14 protein-coding genes are annotated in these 19,010 nt (G+C 60.2%); all 14 read right to left on the bottom strand.

Annotated features, from left to right (window positions below; all coding sequences use genetic code 11):
* Window positions 1–9 precede the first annotated feature (9 nt).
* The 14 genes from AC1RMF_RS05010 to AC1RMF_RS05075 all read right to left on the bottom strand — a co-directional run bounded on the left by AC1RMF_RS05010 (window position 10) and on the right by AC1RMF_RS05075 (window position 18,993).
* The gene (locus tag AC1RMF_RS05010) at window positions 10–1,557 is read right to left on the bottom strand and encodes a methyl-accepting chemotaxis protein (protein WP_493140093.1); all 1,548 of its coding nucleotides are present in this window, start codon (window positions 1,555–1,557) and stop codon (window positions 10–12) included.
* A gap of 341 nt (window positions 1,558–1,898) precedes the next feature.
* The gene (locus tag AC1RMF_RS05015) at window positions 1,899–3,467 is read right to left on the bottom strand and encodes a methyl-accepting chemotaxis protein (protein ID WP_493140095.1); all 1,569 of its coding nucleotides are present in this window, start codon (window positions 3,465–3,467) and stop codon (window positions 1,899–1,901) included.
* A 242-nt stretch (window positions 3,468–3,709) separates the two neighbouring features.
* Window positions 3,710–5,068: a vanadium-dependent haloperoxidase gene (locus AC1RMF_RS05020; protein WP_493140097.1), complete on the bottom strand. Its 1,359-nt coding sequence runs from the start codon at window positions 5,066–5,068 to the stop codon at window positions 3,710–3,712.
* The gene (locus AC1RMF_RS05025; protein WP_493140099.1) at window positions 5,065–6,675 is read right to left on the bottom strand and encodes a CRTAC1 family protein; all 1,611 of its coding nucleotides are present in this window, start codon (window positions 6,673–6,675) and stop codon (window positions 5,065–5,067) included. Before AC1RMF_RS05025 ends, AC1RMF_RS05020 begins: the two co-directional genes overlap by 4 nt.
* A 16-nt stretch (window positions 6,676–6,691) precedes the next feature.
* The gene (locus AC1RMF_RS05030; RefSeq protein WP_493140101.1) at window positions 6,692–7,690 is read right to left on the bottom strand and encodes a Gfo/Idh/MocA family protein; all 999 of its coding nucleotides are present in this window, start codon (window positions 7,688–7,690) and stop codon (window positions 6,692–6,694) included.
* A gap of 6 nt (window positions 7,691–7,696) precedes the next feature.
* The gene (xylA, locus tag AC1RMF_RS05035) at window positions 7,697–9,013 is read right to left on the bottom strand and encodes a xylose isomerase (RefSeq protein WP_493140103.1); all 1,317 of its coding nucleotides are present in this window, start codon (window positions 9,011–9,013) and stop codon (window positions 7,697–7,699) included.
* Between the two features lie 57 nt (window positions 9,014–9,070).
* A complete protein-coding gene (xylB, locus tag AC1RMF_RS05040) occupies window positions 9,071–10,531 on the bottom strand; it encodes a xylulokinase (protein ID WP_493140105.1) in 1,461 nt (486 codons plus the stop codon).
* The gene (locus AC1RMF_RS05045) at window positions 10,515–11,645 is read right to left on the bottom strand and encodes an ROK family protein (protein ID WP_342616307.1); all 1,131 of its coding nucleotides are present in this window, start codon (window positions 11,643–11,645) and stop codon (window positions 10,515–10,517) included. Before AC1RMF_RS05045 ends, xylB begins: the two co-directional genes overlap by 17 nt.
* Window positions 11,646–11,687: 42 nt before the next feature.
* A complete protein-coding gene (locus tag AC1RMF_RS05050) occupies window positions 11,688–12,512 on the bottom strand; it encodes an ATP-binding cassette domain-containing protein (RefSeq protein ID WP_342616306.1) in 825 nt (274 codons plus the stop codon).
* The gene (locus AC1RMF_RS05055; RefSeq protein WP_342616305.1) at window positions 12,509–13,699 is read right to left on the bottom strand and encodes a sugar ABC transporter permease; all 1,191 of its coding nucleotides are present in this window, start codon (window positions 13,697–13,699) and stop codon (window positions 12,509–12,511) included. Before AC1RMF_RS05055 ends, AC1RMF_RS05050 begins: the two co-directional genes overlap by 4 nt.
* 105 nt (window positions 13,700–13,804) lie before the next feature.
* A complete protein-coding gene (locus AC1RMF_RS05060; RefSeq protein ID WP_342616304.1) occupies window positions 13,805–14,824 on the bottom strand; it encodes a substrate-binding domain-containing protein in 1,020 nt (339 codons plus the stop codon).
* A gap of 197 nt (window positions 14,825–15,021) precedes the next feature.
* The gene (locus tag AC1RMF_RS05065) at window positions 15,022–16,263 is read right to left on the bottom strand and encodes a multifunctional CCA addition/repair protein (RefSeq protein ID WP_493140109.1); all 1,242 of its coding nucleotides are present in this window, start codon (window positions 16,261–16,263) and stop codon (window positions 15,022–15,024) included.
* A gap of 5 nt (window positions 16,264–16,268) precedes the next feature.
* Window positions 16,269–16,952 carry a glutathione S-transferase family protein gene (locus tag AC1RMF_RS05070; RefSeq protein ID WP_493140111.1) on the bottom strand — a complete coding sequence of 228 codons (684 nt, stop codon included), beginning with the start codon at window positions 16,950–16,952 and terminating at the stop codon, window positions 16,269–16,271.
* A gap of 49 nt (window positions 16,953–17,001) precedes the next feature.
* Window positions 17,002–18,993 carry a lytic transglycosylase domain-containing protein gene (locus AC1RMF_RS05075; RefSeq protein WP_493140113.1) on the bottom strand — a complete coding sequence of 664 codons (1,992 nt, stop codon included), beginning with the start codon at window positions 18,991–18,993 and terminating at the stop codon, window positions 17,002–17,004.
* Between the last annotated feature and the right edge of the window lie 17 nt (window positions 18,994–19,010).

Raw genomic sequence — 19,010 nt, forward strand, 5'->3', positions numbered from 1 at the left:
GGGGCCTGATCAGGTCAGGCCGGGTGCCAACTTGAACATGGCAACGGTTTGTACCTGCTCATGTGCCTGATTCTTCAGGCTTGAGGCTGCGGCAGCCATCTCTTCCACCAAGGCAGCATTCTGTTGCGTGACTTGGTCCATCTGGTTGATGGCTTCGCCAATTTGTGCGACACCCTGGCTCTGTTCGTTGCTGGACGAACTGATTTCTCCCATGATGTCCGTCACGCGACGGATGCTGCTCACCACCTCCGTCATGGTTTCGCCAGCCTTGTCCACAAGGGCCGTTCCCTGCTCGACGCGCTCCACACTGGTATTGATGAGCGTCTTGATTTCCTTGGCAGCCTCGGCACTGCGACCAGCCAATGAGCGCACCTCGCTGGCCACGACTGCAAAACCACGGCCTTGCTCACCGGCACGCGCTGCCTCCACTGCCGCGTTGAGCGCCAAGATATTGGTCTGGAATGCGATGCCGTCAATGACACTGATGATGTCGCTGATCTTGCGGCTGGATTCGTTGATGCCCTTCATGGTTTCGACCACCTGCCCCACCACTTCACCGCCAGACACCGCCACGTTGGAGGCCTGCTGTGCAAGCTGGTTGGCCTGACGCGCACTGTCAGCGTTTTGCTTGACGGTGGATCCCATCTCTTCCATGGAAGCGGCTGTTTGCTCCAATGCGCTGGCCTGATGTTCCGTGCGCGAACTCAGGTCGCTGTTGCCATGTGCAATTTCGGCGCTTGCCGTTGCAACCCCTTGGGAGCCCTGCCGCACCTTGCCCACCACTTCAGCAAGACTGGCGCGCATGCGCTCCATGGACGCAAGCAGACTGGTAGCGGGACCATTGACTTCAATGGCCATGCTCAGATCGCCAGAGGCAATGAGATTGACCACGTCGGAGGCGTACTGCGGCTCCCCACCCAACTGCTTTTGTATGGATCGAAAGAGCATGGTTCCCAATGCGCCCATGAACAGCAGAATCACGCCACCGATGGCCAGATACTTGTAGGCGTACGACATGAACGCTGCATCCAGATCGTCAACAAATACGCCGTTGCCAACAACCCAGTTCCACGGCTCGAAGCGAATCGCACCCAGCAGTTTGGGAACGGGCGTCTTGGTTGCATCACCAGGGCGCGCCACATACGCGATCATGTAGACCCGGTCGGACTTGGTGAGTTCATCGACATAGATGTCGGACGTCATTCGTCCATCCGAAGTCTTGGACCCCTTGTCGACCTTGCCGATGCGACTCGCATCCGCATGGACCAGCATCTGGTTGTCCATGGTCCGGACAAAGATGTAGTCGTCATCGTGACGCAGGCCGGACAGCGCTTCCTTGGCCTGGGTTTGTGCCTCTTCGCGGCTCAGCTTTCCGCTGGCCTCCAGCTTCTGGTAGCGCTCGAGTACACCGCGACTGAGCAGCGCAACCTTGTGAATCTCTTCCTGGCGGCTCTCATACAGATTCTGACGCAGTGCATACAGGCCGAAGGCGCTGCTCAACACGATGCCCAAAAGTGCCGCTGCGATGATGAGCAGGATTCTGTTGCGCAATTTCATATTCAATGTCCCATTCGCCGAATCCATTCCGGTGTGAGAGCACCATAGCGCACTTTGTCGATATTGGAAGTACTTGTTTCCCCTACGGTAGGCTCAAGCTTCGCGCTCCTTGAATCAGCCCCATCAACGTGCCTTTTTTGCAAAGCAGTACTGCACTGATCCCTGCCTGGGCAGTGTTGCGCGCCGCCAAGTCAAGCACTTCCGGCAGATCACGTCCGTACTCATTAACCATCGTGCTTTCCAATATGAGGCTCACCACACCCATATCGTCCCCCGTGAGTAAGGCTGCCAACCCAGGGCTGTAAATCACTTACGAAGACAAGGTGCGCAGCGTTGATGCTCTACGAACCGGCGAATGTGATGGCGCGATAACTGTTTGGGACCCTGAACACCGCGACTGTGCCCACTAGCTCTTCAGCTTGTGATTTCAATCCACTGGCAGCTGCAGCCATCTGTTCGACCAAAGCTGCATTTTGTTGCGTCATTTGGTCCATTTTCTGGATCGTTTCTTCTACCTGATTCACGCCAGAGGCTTGTCTTCCACTTGCCGAGCTGATCTCGCTCATGATGTTGGTGACGCGGTCAATTGCGCTTACAACTTCAGCCATGGTGGCGCCCGCCAGGTCAACCAATTTCGATCCCTGGTCCACGCGGACCACACTGGTATGGATGAGATTTTTTATTTCCTTGGCCGCATCGGCACTGCGCCCAGCCAGGTTGCGAACTTCAGACGCAACAACCGCAAAGCCCCTTCCTTGTTCACCCGCACGTGCGGCCTCTACAGCCGCATTCAGGGCCAGAATATTGGTCTGAAATGCGATGCCATCAATGACACCAATAATTTCGGAAATCCTTCGGGAACTTTCGTTAATTTCCTTCATTGTGGCGATCACCTGGGTTACTACTTGTCCACCCCTTGCGGCCACTGCCGAGGCGCTATGGGCCAGTTGATTGGCTTGCTCGGCGCTTTCGGCATTTTGAGAAACCGCTGCGCTGAGATGCCCCATCGATGCAGCCGATTGCTCTACCGAGCTGGCCTGCACTTCTGTCCTTACGGACAACTCGTGGTTCCCCTGCGCAATTTCACCGCTGGCATTTGCCAACATATCTGCGTTGTCCCGAACCTTCAACACGACCCGCCCCAGACTCATCTGCATGTCGTGCAAAGCCCGGAGCATTTCAGCCATTTCACTTTCGCCGGAGAATGAAATCTCTTCGCTCATGTCACCGGTGGCAACGCGTTTGGCAATGGCGACCGCCTGACGTATGGGTACGGAAATGGCACCAATGAGCAGCCACGCAGATGCGACAGTTCCTGCAATGACCAAGGCCACTGCAATCGCGAAGCTGCGCATGTTTCTCTGATAGCTCGTGTTGACCTGCTGAAACTCTTCACTTGAATGATCCAGTTGCAATTGCACCAGAACATTGATCTGCTTTGACATCGCATTGACCAGGTCATTCAGATCCAGCGCCAACAAACTGGTTTGCATCCGGTCTTTTTTTGCCAGTGCATCCAGCAAATCCGCAATGGCCGGCTTGGATTTCTGTGCCAGTGCCGATGCTTTGTTCAACTCTTGCACATCGCTTTGGCCCTGTAGCGTTGTCGCCAATATTTTCCAATGCGTGTTGATTTCTTCTACGTCTTTTTGGACATCTTTGCCTGCTTCCACCGGATCGCCACGTCCTAAGCCTATTTGGTTGGCCTTGAATTGCACATCCGAGTACAAATCAGTCAACTTCTTCAGGTGCTCCAAAGGTTCCAATCTCTGTAGATAGAGCGTTTCAAGTGCCCGGTTTGACTCTCTGGAAACATAGGCCGCCAGCAGCGCAACAGCTGCTACAAGTGCGATCAGCACAGCGCTTCCAACCGTCAACAGCTTCGAAATTTTTACGTGCCGCAAATGCATTTTTCGGGATCTCTACAAGGCCAGTGAATTCCGTCCTTCGCAAATTCTATTAGTAAATCTATTTGATTTAGATAAGGGTTTACACCATTAAATTGCTGATCTCTTCACCCTCTTCCTGCGAACTACAGACGCTTACCGATACTTTTTTGATTCTGTCGATGTGAGTGCATAAAAAAACGGCGCCCAAGGCGCCGTCGCAATTCGCTCAAAATCTGCGTGCAATAGCCCGCCTCACCTGGCACTCAGCGCTTGAACTTCAGCGCCAGCACCTTGTCCGCCACACACTGTCCTTGCGGCTTGCCGCCCTCGATGGAAAAGCGGTAGTGGATACCGGCATACAGGCGTGATGCGGCAGCCTCATCGGAAGCGGCCTTGAAGCTCTTGAAAGTGCGTGGTCCCCAGCCGCGGTCGTTGTGGGTATTGTCGGTAAACGCGGTGTTCGCGCCAAACATCTGTTCCAGTACCTTGGAGGCAGCCGCTGACTGCACCGAGTGGCCGGAGGGGTAATCCGGGAACGGAGGCGTAGGCATGAGCGAGGGCGTCCAGTTACTGTCAATGCCCAGTTGAATGTAAGTCACCGGGCGGATCACATTGAGCGTGTACTTGGTGTACCAGCCCGCCACAAACGCATCCGACATGGCCAGGTTCAGCCGCGCAAAGGTTTCCGCAGCAGTGGCAAGGTCGGCTTTGCGGCTCTTCAGAATGTCATTGGCGATGTACGCCCAGTGGCCGCCTGGTGTGGGCGTCTTGCCCGCGTCGTCAGCCCAGTACAGAGCGAACTGGCGCTGCTCTTGTGTGGCAGCAGTGCTGATCTTGTACACCTCCATTCCTTCCTTGTAGAAGGCGGAGCCTGGCTCTTCAGAGTACACAGGTGGCGGGGGCGCGGGGCAGTCTGCCGCGCTTTTGATGACGAAGGGTCGGTTCTGCCCCCAGTAGGGCAGCAAGGCCGGAGCAAAGGCGGGCGGCGTGGCCGACCATTTGCCCGTGCCGCTCGGTGGCACGTAATTGGCCTGGGTGCGACGCAGCGGGCCCCAGGCCTCATGTCCGCCATCGGTGCGCGCCCAGGTCATGATGGCCATGGCCATGAGCTTGCCAAAGGTTTCCGACCGGTTGCTGATGTCGGGTGTGATGGTGTTGGGGTCAAAGTCCTGCGTGTATTTGAGCGGCAGATTGCGCTCCAGCAGATCGATGCGCGCCTTGTTCTCGGCGCTGGCGTTGCTGAACATCATGCGCGTCATGGTGGCCATGGCTGCGTTGGCCACCGTGGGCCAATGCAGGGGCTCATCTGGCTGCGCCCAGGGCAGCGAACTCAGGTCGTTGAGCTGACCGGCTAGGCTCTGGTAGCCCGGCATGCCGGGCACCACCGACTCATACAGAGTGAGCCCGACATAGCCCAGTGCTCGCGCTGCCACCGGCGGACTGAAGCCCGGCGTCTGCTGAATGAGCTGCAGGTCCAGGTAGATCCAGTCATACACCACACCGGAGCCGAAGGCAGAAGCCGGTTTGGCTGCCACGGTCGGGCCGGTCTGGGCATGCAGCACAGGGGCTGCAGTTGCGGAAAACAGGGTCGCCGCCACCATGGCTATCACACGCATCTTCATGGGGCTTTCCAGCTCTGTACGCCGGCCTCACGGTTGAACACATAGAACCCGTCTCCCGATACGCCCTGCCAATCGCTCCATTCGCCATGCGGCCATTGCACGCGTACCTTCACATCCTTGGATTCACCCAGACCGAAGTGCATCCAGCCCAGTTGTCCGCTGGCATGGCCACCACCAATGGTGTGCTCTTCGCGGATGATGCGGCCGCCCAGATCCACTTCCACCCAGGCGCCAACGGCATCGCGGTTGCCACCGGCCTGCTGCAGGCGCAGCTGTAGCCAATGCCCCATGGGCGCAGGCTTGTCCACGGTGCCAGAGCCCAGGTTGCGCCACAGCTGGGCCTTGTCCCAGCGGTTGACCACCACCATGTCGAGCAGGCCATCGCCGTTCAGGTCGGCCAGCATGCCGCCGCGTCCGCGCCGGAAGCTGGCCACGCCGGCCTGCTGCCCCACTTCGGAGAAGTGACCGTCGGACTCCTGCAGCAACAGGTCGTTGGGATCGAGGATGGCGAAGTCAGGCATGGTGGACACATTGCCCTTGACAATGAACAAGTCGACATAGCCATCGTTGTTCACATCGGCAAACTGCGCATGCCACGCCGTGCTGGGATGGATATCTCCTCCCACATAGGGCCGGTGCGCCGTAATGCCGCGCTTGTAGGCCTGATCGATGTAGGAAGGTTTGGAAGCATCGCCTTCGAGCTTCTGGAACTTGTTGTCGGCCATGCTGGTGATGAAGACTTCTGGATAGCCATCCCCGTCAATGTCGTGGCTGGCAATGCCCATGCCCCACACCTGCAGGCGTTTCCAGCCCTCTTCGGCGGTGTACTGACGCGCGGGCTGGCCCGGTGTCACCTTCCAGAGTTGCTCCTGTCCTCCCTTGTAGTACTCGCGGTCGTTGCTCACGCGCAAGGACGCCTCGCCGCTGCGGTTCCAGTCGGAGAACAGCATGGACAGCGCGCAGTAGCTGGGCGTGAGCATTTCAGGCGCCGCAAACTTCTTGCCACTGGCGTCAGGCCGCAACAGCATGGCCGGCGTGCAGGTGCCCCAGGGGAAGTCGGGGCGGCTGCGGTCGTAGTAGCTGCCTATGGCCAGGGTCGGCCAGCTCTGTCCGCGCTCCCAGGTGGCCGAGAACGCGGTGTGCCAATCGTTGCTGGCAGGAATGTTCCACATCTCATTGGCTCGCTCGAACTTGCACTGGCCCAGTCCACGGAACACGGCAATCTCGCCTACGCGCAGCACCACCAGGTCCACATTGCCGTCACCATCGATATCAATGGGATAGGCGCCGGTAGCGTTGGTCAACTCCAGGCCGGTGCGCTCTTCCTGCAGCTTGATGGGGCCGCCGCGTGCGCTCTTGTTGCGGTAGAACTTGGACTTGTTGACGCCGCCGGTTACGTAGATGGATGGCAATCCACCGCCATCGCAATCAAACACGGCCACTCCGCCCCCCACCATGTATTCGTCCTGCCCCTCGAACCGGATTTGCAGGCCCGCAGCATCGGTCTCTTCAATGAAATGCGGAATGGCAAGTGTTGCCGCATGCAGCCCACTGGTCGCCGCAAACGCGAGCAGTGACGCAAGGAGTGGGAGACGTGGCTTGTGCATGGTGTGTTTGCAGTTGTTAAACGTTGACCCAGGCCCCGGTCTTTTCGGACGCAAACAAGGCATCGATGACGCGCATATTCAGAATGGCATCTTCCACGCCGTAAGGCAGCGCGATGTCGCCACGTACGGCACGCGAAAAGGCATCCACTTCCAGCGTGTACATGTCGCAGGCTGGAATCACTTCGGCACTGGTGGAGCCACCATCCAGCCGCGCACCGTCGTCGGTATAGACCTTGGTGCTGCCGCCCAGCGGTGCGTTGAACGGGATTTCGATCTCGATGCGCTTCTTGGTGCCACACACCTGCACACGCTGGTAGGGCACGCTCTGGGTCGACACGGTGAAGTCCAGTCGGCGGCCTTCACCGAAATCCACCAGGGCGCTGACCATGCGGTCGGTCTTGAAATCCGGATCACGGTCGACCAGGGCGATAACCCGTTTCGGTTCGGCGCCGAACAGGAAGCGCCCAGTGACGATCGGATAGCAGCCGATGTCATACAGCGCACCACCACCAATATCTGCCTGGTTGCGGACATTGCCCGGGTCGCGGTTGAAATACGAGAAATAGGTATGGATGGAACGCAGCTCCCCCACCTCACCACTGCGCACGCGCTCGCGCACCGACAGCCATTGCGGATGAAAGCGCACCATGAAGGCTTCCATGATGTGCACCTTGTCTGCCACGGCGCGCAGCTGTTCTGCTTCCTTGGCATTCAATGCAACCGGTTTCTCACACAGCACGTGCTTGCCCGCACGCGCTGCCGCCAGCGTCATGGGTACATGCTCGTGGTTGGGCAGCGGGTTGTAGATGGCTTCGATTTCCGGGTCGGCCAACAGCGCTTCGTAGCTGCCATAGGCCTTGGGGATGCCCAGGCGGTCAGCCAGCGCACGGCCCTTGTCCAGCGAGCGTGAGCCGATGGCGCGTACTTCGCAGTGTTCGCTCTTGAGCATGGCAGGGATCACCTTCTCCCAGCCAATCTTGGCGGTGCTCAGCACGCCCCATACGACTTTTTTCATGGCGCGTCAGATGAAGGAGTTGAGCAGGTTTTCGATGTGCTCCTGGCGGCCGGACACCGGGCGGGTGTCGGTGTTGTGTTCCAGCACACGGGCCGCCACAGCATCCAGGCTCAGCTTGCCACCCAGCAGATCCTTGCCGAAGTCGGTGTTCCAGCCGGCATAGCGCTCTTCGGTAATCTTGGCAAAGCGGCCATCGGTGATCATGGCGTCGGCAATCAGCAGCGCACGGGCCGATACATCCATGGCACCAATGTGGCCGTGGAACATGTCTTCCGGGTCGATGGACTGGCGACGCACCTTGCTGTCGAAGTTCAGACCACCCGTGGTGAAACCGCCACTCTTGAGGATGTAGTACATGGCCAGTGCCGTCTCGGGAATGTTGTTGGGGAACTGGTCGGTGTCCCACTGGCACTGCATGTCGCCGCGGTTCATGTCGATGGAGCCGAAGATGCCCAGATCAATGGCGCTGACGATTTCGTGCTCGAAGCTATGGCCCGCCAGGGTGGCGTGGTTGGCTTCGATGTTGACCTTGACTTCCTTTTCCAGGCCGTGCTTGAGCAGGAAGCCGTAGACCGTAGCGACGTCAAAGTCGTACTGGTGCTTGGAGGGTTCGCGCGGCTTGGGTTCCAGCAGGATGGCGCCCTTGAAACCAATCTTGTGCTTGTATTCCACCACCATGTTGAGAAAGCGGCCCATCTGGTCGAGCTCCTGGCCCATGCGGGTGTTGATGAGCGTCTCGTAGCCTTCGCGGCCACCCCAGAGCACATAGTTCTCGCCGCCCAGCTTGAGCGTCGCGTCCATGGCTTCCTTGACCTGCAGGGCGCCCAGGGCAAAGATTTCGGGGTTGGGATTGGTGGCTGCGCCCGACATGAAGCGGCGGTGTGAAAACAGGTTGGCCGTGCCCCACAGCAGCTTCATGCCGGTGTCCTGCTGCTTCCTGGCCAGCACGTCCACCATGGCGTGCAGATTGGCCACGCTCTCGCGCGGCGTGCTGCCCTCGGGTGCCACGTCGCGGTCGTGGAAGCAGTAGTACGGAGCGCCCAACTTCTGGAAGAAGTCGAATGCGTTGTCGGCCTTGGCCTTGGCTGCGGCCATGGGGTCGCTCATGTGCTGCCAGGGGCGCTCGAAGGTGCCGTCGTAGCCGAACGGATCGAAGCCGTTCCAGCAGAAGCTGTGCCAGTAGCACACGGCAAAGCGCAGATGGTCTTCCATGCGTTTGCCGGCGACGATGCGGTCCTTGTCGTACCACTTGAAGCTCAGCGGCTCCTGCGATTGCTGGCCAGCGTAACGGATGGGGGCGATGGCGTCGAAATAATTGCTCATGGTGATTCCTTGGGGTGTAGCGATGGGGACCATCGGATAGGGTTGGGGGTGCGCTGTCTATTGCAGCGCTTTGAGTGCGGGGTATATGGCCTGGAAGTGTGCATAGCGCGGTGCCAGCAGGGCCTGCTCTGCAGCGTCCGGGCGGTAACTGCGGGTGACGGCGGGTTGGGTGCACACTTGCTCCAGCGTTGCGCCAGTAGCCAGCCAGCCCAGTCGCGCTGCGCCCAGGGCACCGCCAGCGGCGGAGTCGGCATGGGTCACGATCTCGACGTTCAGCGAGGAAGCCAGTTGCTGCGCCCACATGGCACTGCGTGCGCCGCCACCCACCAACGAGAGACGCGTGACGTTACTGCCAGCCTTTTTGAGTGCGTTAAGGCCATCGGTCAGACCAAAGGTCACGCCTTCAATCACCGAATAGGCCAATGCAGCCTGGCTGGTGCTGTGGCTGATGTGGTGGAAGCTGGCGCGGATGACGGCGTCGTTGTGCGGCGTACGTTCCCCGCTGAGGTAGGGCAGGAACAGCGGCGCATCGGCGCGGCTGGCAAAGTCGAGCCCGCTGGCCTGTTGCTCCAGTGCGGATTCCGATGCGGCACCCAACGCCTGCTTGGCCCACTGCAGGCAGCTGGCGGCCGACAGCATCACGCTCATCTGGTGCCAGCGCTCGGGCACGGCATGGCAGAAGGCATGGGTGGCGCTGCTGGCGTTGGGCGCAAAGCGTGGCGTCACGACAAACAACACACCGCTGGTACCCAGCGACAGGAAGCCCTCGCCCGCATTCACGGCGCCCATGCCCACGGCACTGGAGGCGTTGTCACCGGCGCCGCCGGCCACGACGATGCCGGGCTTCAGGCCCAGCGCGGAAGCCGCCGACGGGCTTAGTGCGCCGCCAGGCGCGCTGCCCTCCACCACGTGCGGCATCTGCACTTCGCTCAGACGCGTCAGTGCCAGCAGCTCGGGAGACCACGCGCGATTGGCCACATCCAGCCAGGCTGTGCCGCTGGCGTCCGACAAATCGGTGATGTGCTCACCCGTGAGCATCAGACGCACGTAGTCCTTGGGTAGCAGCACCTTGGACACCTGCGAGAAAACCTGCGGCTCGTGCTTGGCCACCCAGCGCAGCTTGGGCGCGGTAAAGCCCGGCATGATGAGACTGCCTGCAAGCTGGGCTGCCGCTGGCAGCTCAGCCATCATCTCTTCGCACTCCAGCGCGCTGCGGGTATCGTTCCACAAAATGGCGGGGCGCAGCACCCGGTTGGCCGAGTCCAACAACACGGCGCCATGCATCTGGCCGGACAGGCCGATGGCACGCACCGCCTGGTATTCCTGCGGATGGTTTTGCTGCAACGTCTTGAGCGCCTTGCCAGTGGCGCTCCACCAGCTGGCCGGGTCCTGCTCGCTGTGGCCCGGGTGGGGACGTGATACTTCGAGCGTGGAGCCAGCCGTACCAATGGTGCGGTGCTGGTCGTCCAGCAGCAACACCTTCACTTCGGAGGTGCCGACATCAATTCCCAGATACATGGTTCGATTCTTTGAGTAGGGGTCGCAAAAATTGGTGCAATACCAGGGCCGCAGCGCCTACCGCAGCAGCCTGCAGGCCGTAGCGTGCGGACCGCACCACCGGTGCGCGCATGCCTGCTGTCTGCGCATAGGCCAGCTGGGTGTTGCGGGCAATTTCCACCAATGACGGGTTGTCAACGCAGGAGCGCCCACCTATGACGATGACGTGCGGATTGAACATGGCATCCAAGTTCTGCAGCAGCACGCCCAGGTATTCACCGGCCTGCGCCACGCCGTTCTTGCGGGCAAGCGCGCGGGCTCCGATAAAGGCTTCGGCACAACCCTTGCGTCCACAGGAACACAGCGGGCCGTTGACTTGCAGAATGCTGTGGCCCACCTCGCCAGCGGTGCCCAGAAAGCCGGTAAACAGGCGATCATTGAGCACGATGCCTGCGCCCACGCCCACATCGCAGTTGATGAAGATGAGCGCGTCATCGCCAGAGTCGCCGAACTCGTATTCACCCAGCGCCGCGGCATCGGCATCGTTCTGCAAATGAATGTTGGCCGGCGCGATGCCCGCATGGGCAAATTCGGCGGACAGCATGGACAGGAACGGTACGTCGCGCCAGCCCAGGTTGGGCGCCAGACGCACGATGCCACTGCCGTCTTCCACCGCACCAGGCAGGCACACGCCCACACCGGAGAGCAACAATTGCTTTTCCTTGAGCTGCTTGCACAGCGCACGCACCAGCTTGCCCGCCTGCTTGCAGGCGCTGGCCGGGCGCTTGTCCGGGAGCTCCACCTCGGTCTGCGACAGCACGTCACCGCACAGCGAGACACAGACCACGCGTAGGCAATCCACCGCGATCTCAACACCGATCAACACACGTTTGTGGTTGTCGATGTTGAGCGGCGTGGAAGGTCGCCCCATGCCCTGGGACGCCACCGGTGCATCGGCCTCTGTGAGCCAATGCTCATCCAACAGCTCACGCACCAGGGCGCTCACAGTGGACTTGGTCAGGCCGCTCAAATGCGCCAGGCGGGCCCGGGAAAGGTCTGGCTGGCTACGGATCAGGCGCAGCAATACGCTGCGGTTGATCCGCTTGAGCAGTTGCAAATCTCCCGTCGTTTTCATGCGGTTTCAGCCGGTTCTTATGGATCTATGGTCAAGCAACACTTAGCGCGCAGGACGTTCAGTCTGGGGCTTGCCTTCGGGCTTCTTGCCCAGAATGATCATGCCCAGCACTTCGTCTTCGGTCACATCCTGGGTACGGTAGGTACCCACCAGCTTGCCGTTCTTCATGACCGACAAACGGTCGCTCAGCGCAAACACGTCGTGCATGTCATGGCTGATCAGGAAAATGCCCACGCCTTCGGCCTTGAGCTGCTCGATCAGCTTGGCCACCATGGCGGTCTCTTCCGGTCCCAGTGCCGCGGTGGGCTCATCCATGATCAGGATCTGGGCGTTGAAGTAGATGGCCCGCGAAATGGCCACCACCTGACGCTGACCACCGGAGAGGCGGCGCACTGGCGTGTGGTAATTCTTGAAGTTCTTATTCAGGCGCTGGAACACCTTGCGGGCGTCCGCGTCCATGCGGTGGTCGTCCAGCGTGTTCCACTTGGTCAGCAGTTCGCGTCCCAGGAACAGGTTGGCCACCGAATCCAGGTTGTCGGCAAGGGCCAGCGTCTGGTAGATGGACTCGATGCCCACGGCCTGCGCATCGGCAGGTGTGCGGATGTGCGACTTCTCGCCATTGATGATGACCTCGCCGCTGTCGATAGGGTAGGCACCGGCCAGCATCTTCATGAGCGTAGACTTGCCTGCGCCGTTGTGGCCCAGCACGGCCACCACTTCACCGGGATAGAGGTTGATTGACACATCGTCCACGGCGTGCACACCACCGAAAGCCTTCTTGATGTTGCGCAGCTCCACCAGGCATTTGTTGGGGTCTGCCTTGGCTCGCTTGGCCGCTGCCTCTGCGTTATGCGATTCGGTGGTCATTGCACGTCTCCTGTCCATTTGCGATAGGCCACGTCAAACACCACCGCTGCGATCAGAACCTGGCCGATGATCACGTAACGGGTACCAATGGATACGTCGAGCAACAGCATGCCGCTGTCAATGCATTGCATGATCAGCGCACCCAGCACCGATCCAACAATGGTGCCGCTACCACCGGCCAGCGCTGTGCCACCGATGACGGTAGCCGCAATCACCAGCAGTTCCAGACTGTTGCCCAGGGAGTTGGTACCGGCATTCAGGCGCGAGATGGCCACGATGGCGGCGACGGTGGTCAGTACCGCCAGCAGCAGGAACAGCAGCATGGTGACGCGCTTGACCGGGATACCTACCAGCGCAGCGGCATCCGGATTGCCACCCATGGCAAACACGTAGCGGCCGAAGCGAGTACGGTGAACCAGGAAGGACATGAACAGCGCCACGACACCCCAGATCAGCACGGGAATGGGAATGCCCTGCGCATCGTCCTTGCTGGGAATCTGGTAGGAATTCATCACGGCCACAAAGCCCAGCACGATGACCACGGGAATGAGCGACAACGCCAGATCGATCACGAAAGGATTGGTGGGCACGTCATAGCGCTTCTTGGCGCGGCGCTTGGCCAGCATGGAAAGCAGAATGCCCAGACTGATCACCGCACCCAGCACCCAGCTGGCCGTGGTACCAATGCCACCATTGAAGCCGCCACCCAACTTGAGGAAGAAGGGGTCGCTCAACGGTTGCGTCTTGCCGTCTGCCACCAGATAGGCGGCACCACGGAACGACATCAGGCCGCCCAGGGTCACCACAAAGGATGGCACACCGACGAAGGCCGTCAACGCGCCCTGGTACATGGCCACCACAATCGCAGCCGCCAGGCCGGCCAGACAGGCCGCAGGCCAGGACCAGTGCGAGGTGTACATCAGGAAGGCGATGAGCACACCGACAAAACCCATCACGGAGCCCACCGACAAATCGATGTGCCGGGCCACGATGATCAAGACCATCACCGTGGCAAGAATTCCAACCACAGCGGTCTGCTGTGCAATGTTGTACAGGTTCTCGGCAGAGAAAAAGATGCCGTCTGTCAACACGTTAAAAATGACGGTGATCACCACCAATACTCCGGCCATCAGCACCATGCGCCAATCAACGGCCGAATGTTTCAAGTTCTGTAATGCTTGATTCATTGACTACTCCAAACTTTGCCCTAAATACGAAACCAAAAAAACACCGCGGCAACCAAGCGTTCACCCGGCCCGCGGTGTCGGATTCAAAATCCCTAGCCTATTGGTTTATTTGCAGGCAGTTACCTTGGGATCGGTCACGCCCTTGCACAGCTCTTCCTTCTTGATGTGGCCGGCCTTGACCACCACTTCCAGGTTGGCTTGGGTCACGGGGATGGGCTTGAGGAAGATGGACTTCAGAGAAACCTTCTTCTCACCACCGGCCCAGTCCACCGCACCGGTCACAGGCTTGCCCGCACCCAGTTCCACGGCGGCCTTGGCAGCAGCAGTTCCCAGGTCAGCAGAGTTCTTCCACACCGACACGGTCTGTGTACCCAGGGCCACGCGATTCAGCGCAGCCAAGTCACCGTCCTGACCGGATACGGGAATGCCTTGCAGACCCTTGGCAGTCAACGCTGCAACCACACCACCGGCCATGCCGTCGTTCTGGCAAACCACGGCGTCAACCTTGTTGCCGTTCTTGGTCAGGATCTGTTCCATGTTCTTCTGGGCGTTCTGGGGATTCCAGCCAGCGGTGTACTCTTCACCGACGATCTTCACGTCACCCTTCTTGATAGCAGGCTCCAGAATTTCCTGTTGACCTTCACGCAAGAAGTTGGCGTTGGCATCACCCGGGTCGCCCTTGATGATGGCGAAGTTGCCCTTGGGCTTGGCAGCCAGGATGGCGCGTGCGGTCATGCGGCCCACTTCCTTGTTGTCGAAGGTGATGTAAGTCACTCCAGGAGCTTCAAACAGGCGGTCATAGGCGATCACTGGAATCTTCAGCTGGTTGGCCTTGTTGACGGCGGGCAGGATGGCGTCCTTGTCACGCCCCAGAACGATCAACACCTTGGCGCCCTTGGCGATCAGACCGTCGATGTCGGTCAGCTGCTTTTCAGTGGAAGCACCTGCATCGGACATGATGTACTTGGCGCCATGCTTGGCCAGCTCAGCCTTGATGGCAGCTTCGTCGGTCTTCCAGCGCTCTTCCTGGAAGGCGTCGTAGCTCACGCCGACAACCAGTTGTGCGAAAGAGGAACCAGCAGCCATGGCAAATGCCAATGCGGTAAGTTGACGTTTAAATTTCATGCTTGTCTCCAGAAAATGAGCCCTGTTCGGGCATCTGTGTTGAATTGACCTCCTGCCGTTCAAACCCTGTTTGACATGATTTAGTTCGGACAGAAAACCAAGTATCTGTCTTTTCGGATAGACGCCACACTAGGGGAAACACTGAGGCGTACCCCTGACCCTGTCAGGGTCAATTCAGAAGAGGGTTTGCGCCGAGGTCAGGAGATGGCGGCAAGGCGCGCCTTGCGTACTGCAGCACCGATCTGCAGGCCCGTGGCGCCATGCTGCTGCGCAGCAGCTGCAACCGGCGCGGTGTCCACCGACAACACTTGCTGCAATGCATGCCACAGGCGTGCGCGTTGCGGGTAGGCTGCGTCCTGCAAGCCCTGCCTGCCGCGCGCATCGCACTCGCAGGCCCAGAGCACTTCTGCCATGCGTGCCGGCTTGCGGATGGCGTCGCAGCGCTCCAGCAGGCGCAGCATCGCATCGGCACCCAGCTCGCTGCTGCGGTGGATGTTGCCGTGTTCGCGTGCGACGACCTCCGCCAACTCGGCGCACTCGGTCGGTACCCGCAGGCGCTTGCACAACACCTGCAACAGACGCACGCTGCGCGCCTCATGGCCAATGTGGCGCGGCAACACGTCTGCAGGTGTGTTGCCCTTGCCCAGGTCATGGCCCAGGCAGGCAAAGCGCACAGCCAGACTGCATTGCAGTTGCGCGGCCATGTCCAGCACCAGCATCACATGCACACCAGTGTCCACTTCCGGATGCTGCTGCGGACTTTGCGGTACGCCCCATAGACGATCGAGTTCCGGCAGCAAACGCTTGAGCGCGCCGCAACTGCGCAACACCCCGAACATGCGCGAAGGCGTTGCCTCCATCAGTCCCTTGGCCAGTTCCTGCCAGACGCGCTCAGCCACCAGATGGTCCACTTCACCGTCTTGCACCATGCTCTGCATCAGGGCCTGCGTCTCGGGCGCGACCCGGTAATCTGCAAACCGCGCAGCAAACCGCGCCACGCGCAGGATGCGCACCGGGTCTTCGCGGAAGGCCGGTGTCACATGGCGTATCACCTTGGCATCGACATCGGCGCGTCCATGAAAAGGATCCACCAGCTGCGCAGCGTCAAAGCGGCCATCAGTCTGCAGACACTGCGCAGGCAGTGCAATGGCATTGATGGTCAGGTCGCGCCGCGCCAGGTCTTCTTCCAGCGTGACCGAGGGGTCCGCATGCACGGTAAAGCCGGTGTAGCCGTGACCGGACTTGCGCTCGGTACGGGCCAGTGCGTACTCTTCCTTGCTGTGCGGATGCAGGAACACCGGAAAGTCCCGCCCGACCTGGACATAGCCCTGATCCAGAAGTGCCTGCGGCGTGGTTCCCACCACTACCCAGTCGCGGTCGCGCATGGGCAGGCCCATCAGGGCATCACGCACGGCACCACCAACCAGATAGGTTTGCATGAAAGTCAGGGTTGCAGGCGGTAGGGCTCTTCGAAGTCGAGGAAGTCTTTTTCTGCCAGGGCCCCCTCTATCCACGCAGCCACGCCAGGCAGATCGGAGACGCGCCCCACATAGTCGGCAATCGAGATGGGCAGCGGCAGCATATACGTTCTGAAACGCATGCACACCGGCGCAAAGTAGGCGTCTGCAATACTGAAGTCGCCAAACAGCATGGGGCCTCCATGGGCCTCCAGCAAACCGCTCCACATCTGGACGATACGCTGCACCTCGCTGCGAATTTCGGGCTTGTCGCGCCACAGCAGCGCACCCACTTCAGGCAGGGACGCCTCGATATTCATGGGGCACAGATTGCGCAGGCCACTGAAGCCGCTGTGCATCTCCGCACACACGCTGCGTGCCTGCGCGCGCGCAGCCTTGTCCTTGGGCCAGAGGTTCTTCTGAGGAAACTGTTCTGCCAGGTATTCGGCAATGGACAACGTGTCCCAGACAGCCAGATCGCCATCCACCAGCAGCGGCACCTTGCCCGTGGGCGACAAATCGGCCAGGGTCTGCTTGAAGCGGGAGTCGGCGTCAAAGGAATCAAAGCGCACCATGTGCTCTTCAAAATCAATACCTGCCTGGCGCATCAGTACCCAGGGACGCATGGACCAGGAAGAGTAGTTTTTGTTTCCTACAAAAAGTTTGAGCATGGTGGTCTTTCCTATAAAGACACCATGCTAAACCAAGCCCATCGCATCATCAGGGCAGATCGGTGCTGGCGTCCGGCGTATTGGCGTCCAACGGACCCACCGTACCCAATCTGGCTTTGAGGGATTGCGGCTGCCCGGTGATCAGTGCTGCGTAGTTGGCGGTATTGGAGAGCACCTTCTTCACGTAGTCCCGCGTCTCGTTGAAGGGAATGTTCTCGGCCCAGATGGCAGCCTCCAGCACCGGACCGTTGCGCCAGTTGCGGGGGCGCCCCGGGCCGGCGTTGTAGGCAGCGGCGGCCATGGGCATGGAGCCGCCAAAGGAATCCAGCAGCAGCTTGAGATAGCCCGTACCAATGGCGATGTTGGTGTCGCGCTCGGTGATCTGTGCCGGCTGGAAGTCCGTCATCCCCAGCTTCCTGGCCGTCCATTTGGCCGTGGCAGGCATCACCTGCATCAGGCCGGAAGCACCCACGCCCGACCTGGCATCCATGATGAAGCGGCTTTCCTGGCGGATCAGACCGTACACATAAGCTGGATCAATGCCGATTTGCTTGCTACGTGCCAGCACCGAATTGCGAAACGGCATGGGAAAGCGCTGCTCGAAGTCCATCAGGTTGCGGGTGCGGTCGCTGCTGTTGATGCAACGATCCCACACCTCGGCGCGGCAAGCCAGGTCGGCAGCTGCCAACATGGCGCGGTCGTCCAGACCACCACGCACGTGCAGATTGGTGCTGTAGTTCCATTCGCGAACCCCTTCGGAACGCAGACCAACCTGGATGGCGTAGAGCGCGCGGGCCAGACCGGGGTTGGCACGGGCCGCTTCACGCTCTTCCACCGTTAGCGGTGCAGGACGCTCCGGAACGGTAATGCGTTGGCCCAACTCCTCGAGTGCCAGTTGTTCATAAAAGCCGCGCACGCCGGCAATGCCGCGCATCAGGTTCAGCGCCACTTCACGCCCGCCATCGACGGCAGGCAAAGCCAGCATCGCCCTGGCGCGCCAGTAGACCCAGACCGGCTCGGCCGCCATGGCTTCCGGCATGGCGGCAATGGCGTCCTGCACCATCTGCCACCTGCCCGCACGCAAGGCCGCGCGCACGGCCCAGGCCAGATGGTCTTCATGCATTTGGTTGAAGTCACCCTGGGCAAAGTAGCCCACCGCATCATTGGATTGCTTGATCGCGGCGCGCTTGCCGATCGCGCCCCAGATCCAACTGCGCTCCTCCTGTGTGAGCTGGGCTTTCCAGCGCAGGTGGTTGACTTCGACCGCAGCGGCATCCGGATCCAGATAGGCCAGGCGGATGATGGCCAAAGAGACCAGCTCACGGGTTTGCGGCCGCAGCGCGGTGAGCTTGTCGTTCAGGTATTTGGATGGATTGGCGTAAATGTCACTCACGGCCTTCACCAGGCCGTCCTTGACGATGCCCACTGCCTGGGTGGTGATGCGCAAGCGATCGTTCTCAAAGCCCAGCCGGGCGCGCGGCCAGACCAGATCGGGCTTTACCGCGTGATCCTTGACCAGTTGTTCGGCGGCGGCGGCACAGCCTTCGTCCGCATCCTTGAGCGACATCCAGGTCTGCAGCACATCCGCCTTGACATCGGCCCCGGTGGCAAGATGGTCGGCCAGCAGACCATAGCAGCGCACCGACTTGTCGTCTCCCATGCGGTACTTGAGGAATTCCCGGTTGAAGGCGACCCAGTCCCGGTTGCGCCCGAGCTGCAGCAGCCATTCGGTACGCAGCTTGTCTTCCTGATAGGTCCCGCTGTAGCGTGCGAGAAAATCCTGTATCTCGGTCGGACTGGCCTCATCCAGTCGCGCCGACAGCTCCCAGTAGGCTCCCCAGGGCTCCAGCACATAGCCACGTACCTGGGGCAACAGGCCTGTCAGGCGCTTGCGGTCGCGGACCTTGTAGGCTTGCGCCATGTCGGTGATGACTTCGTCGTAGTGGGCGTTGTCACGACCCTGGGCAAAAACAGGTGAAACGGATGGCAAGAAGACACAGGCGGCTAGGGCTAACGGTGTCAGAATGGCTGGAAACTGCATGTGGACATTATGGACAA

This window comes from Rhodoferax sp. GW822-FHT04A08, from assembly GCF_058801025.1.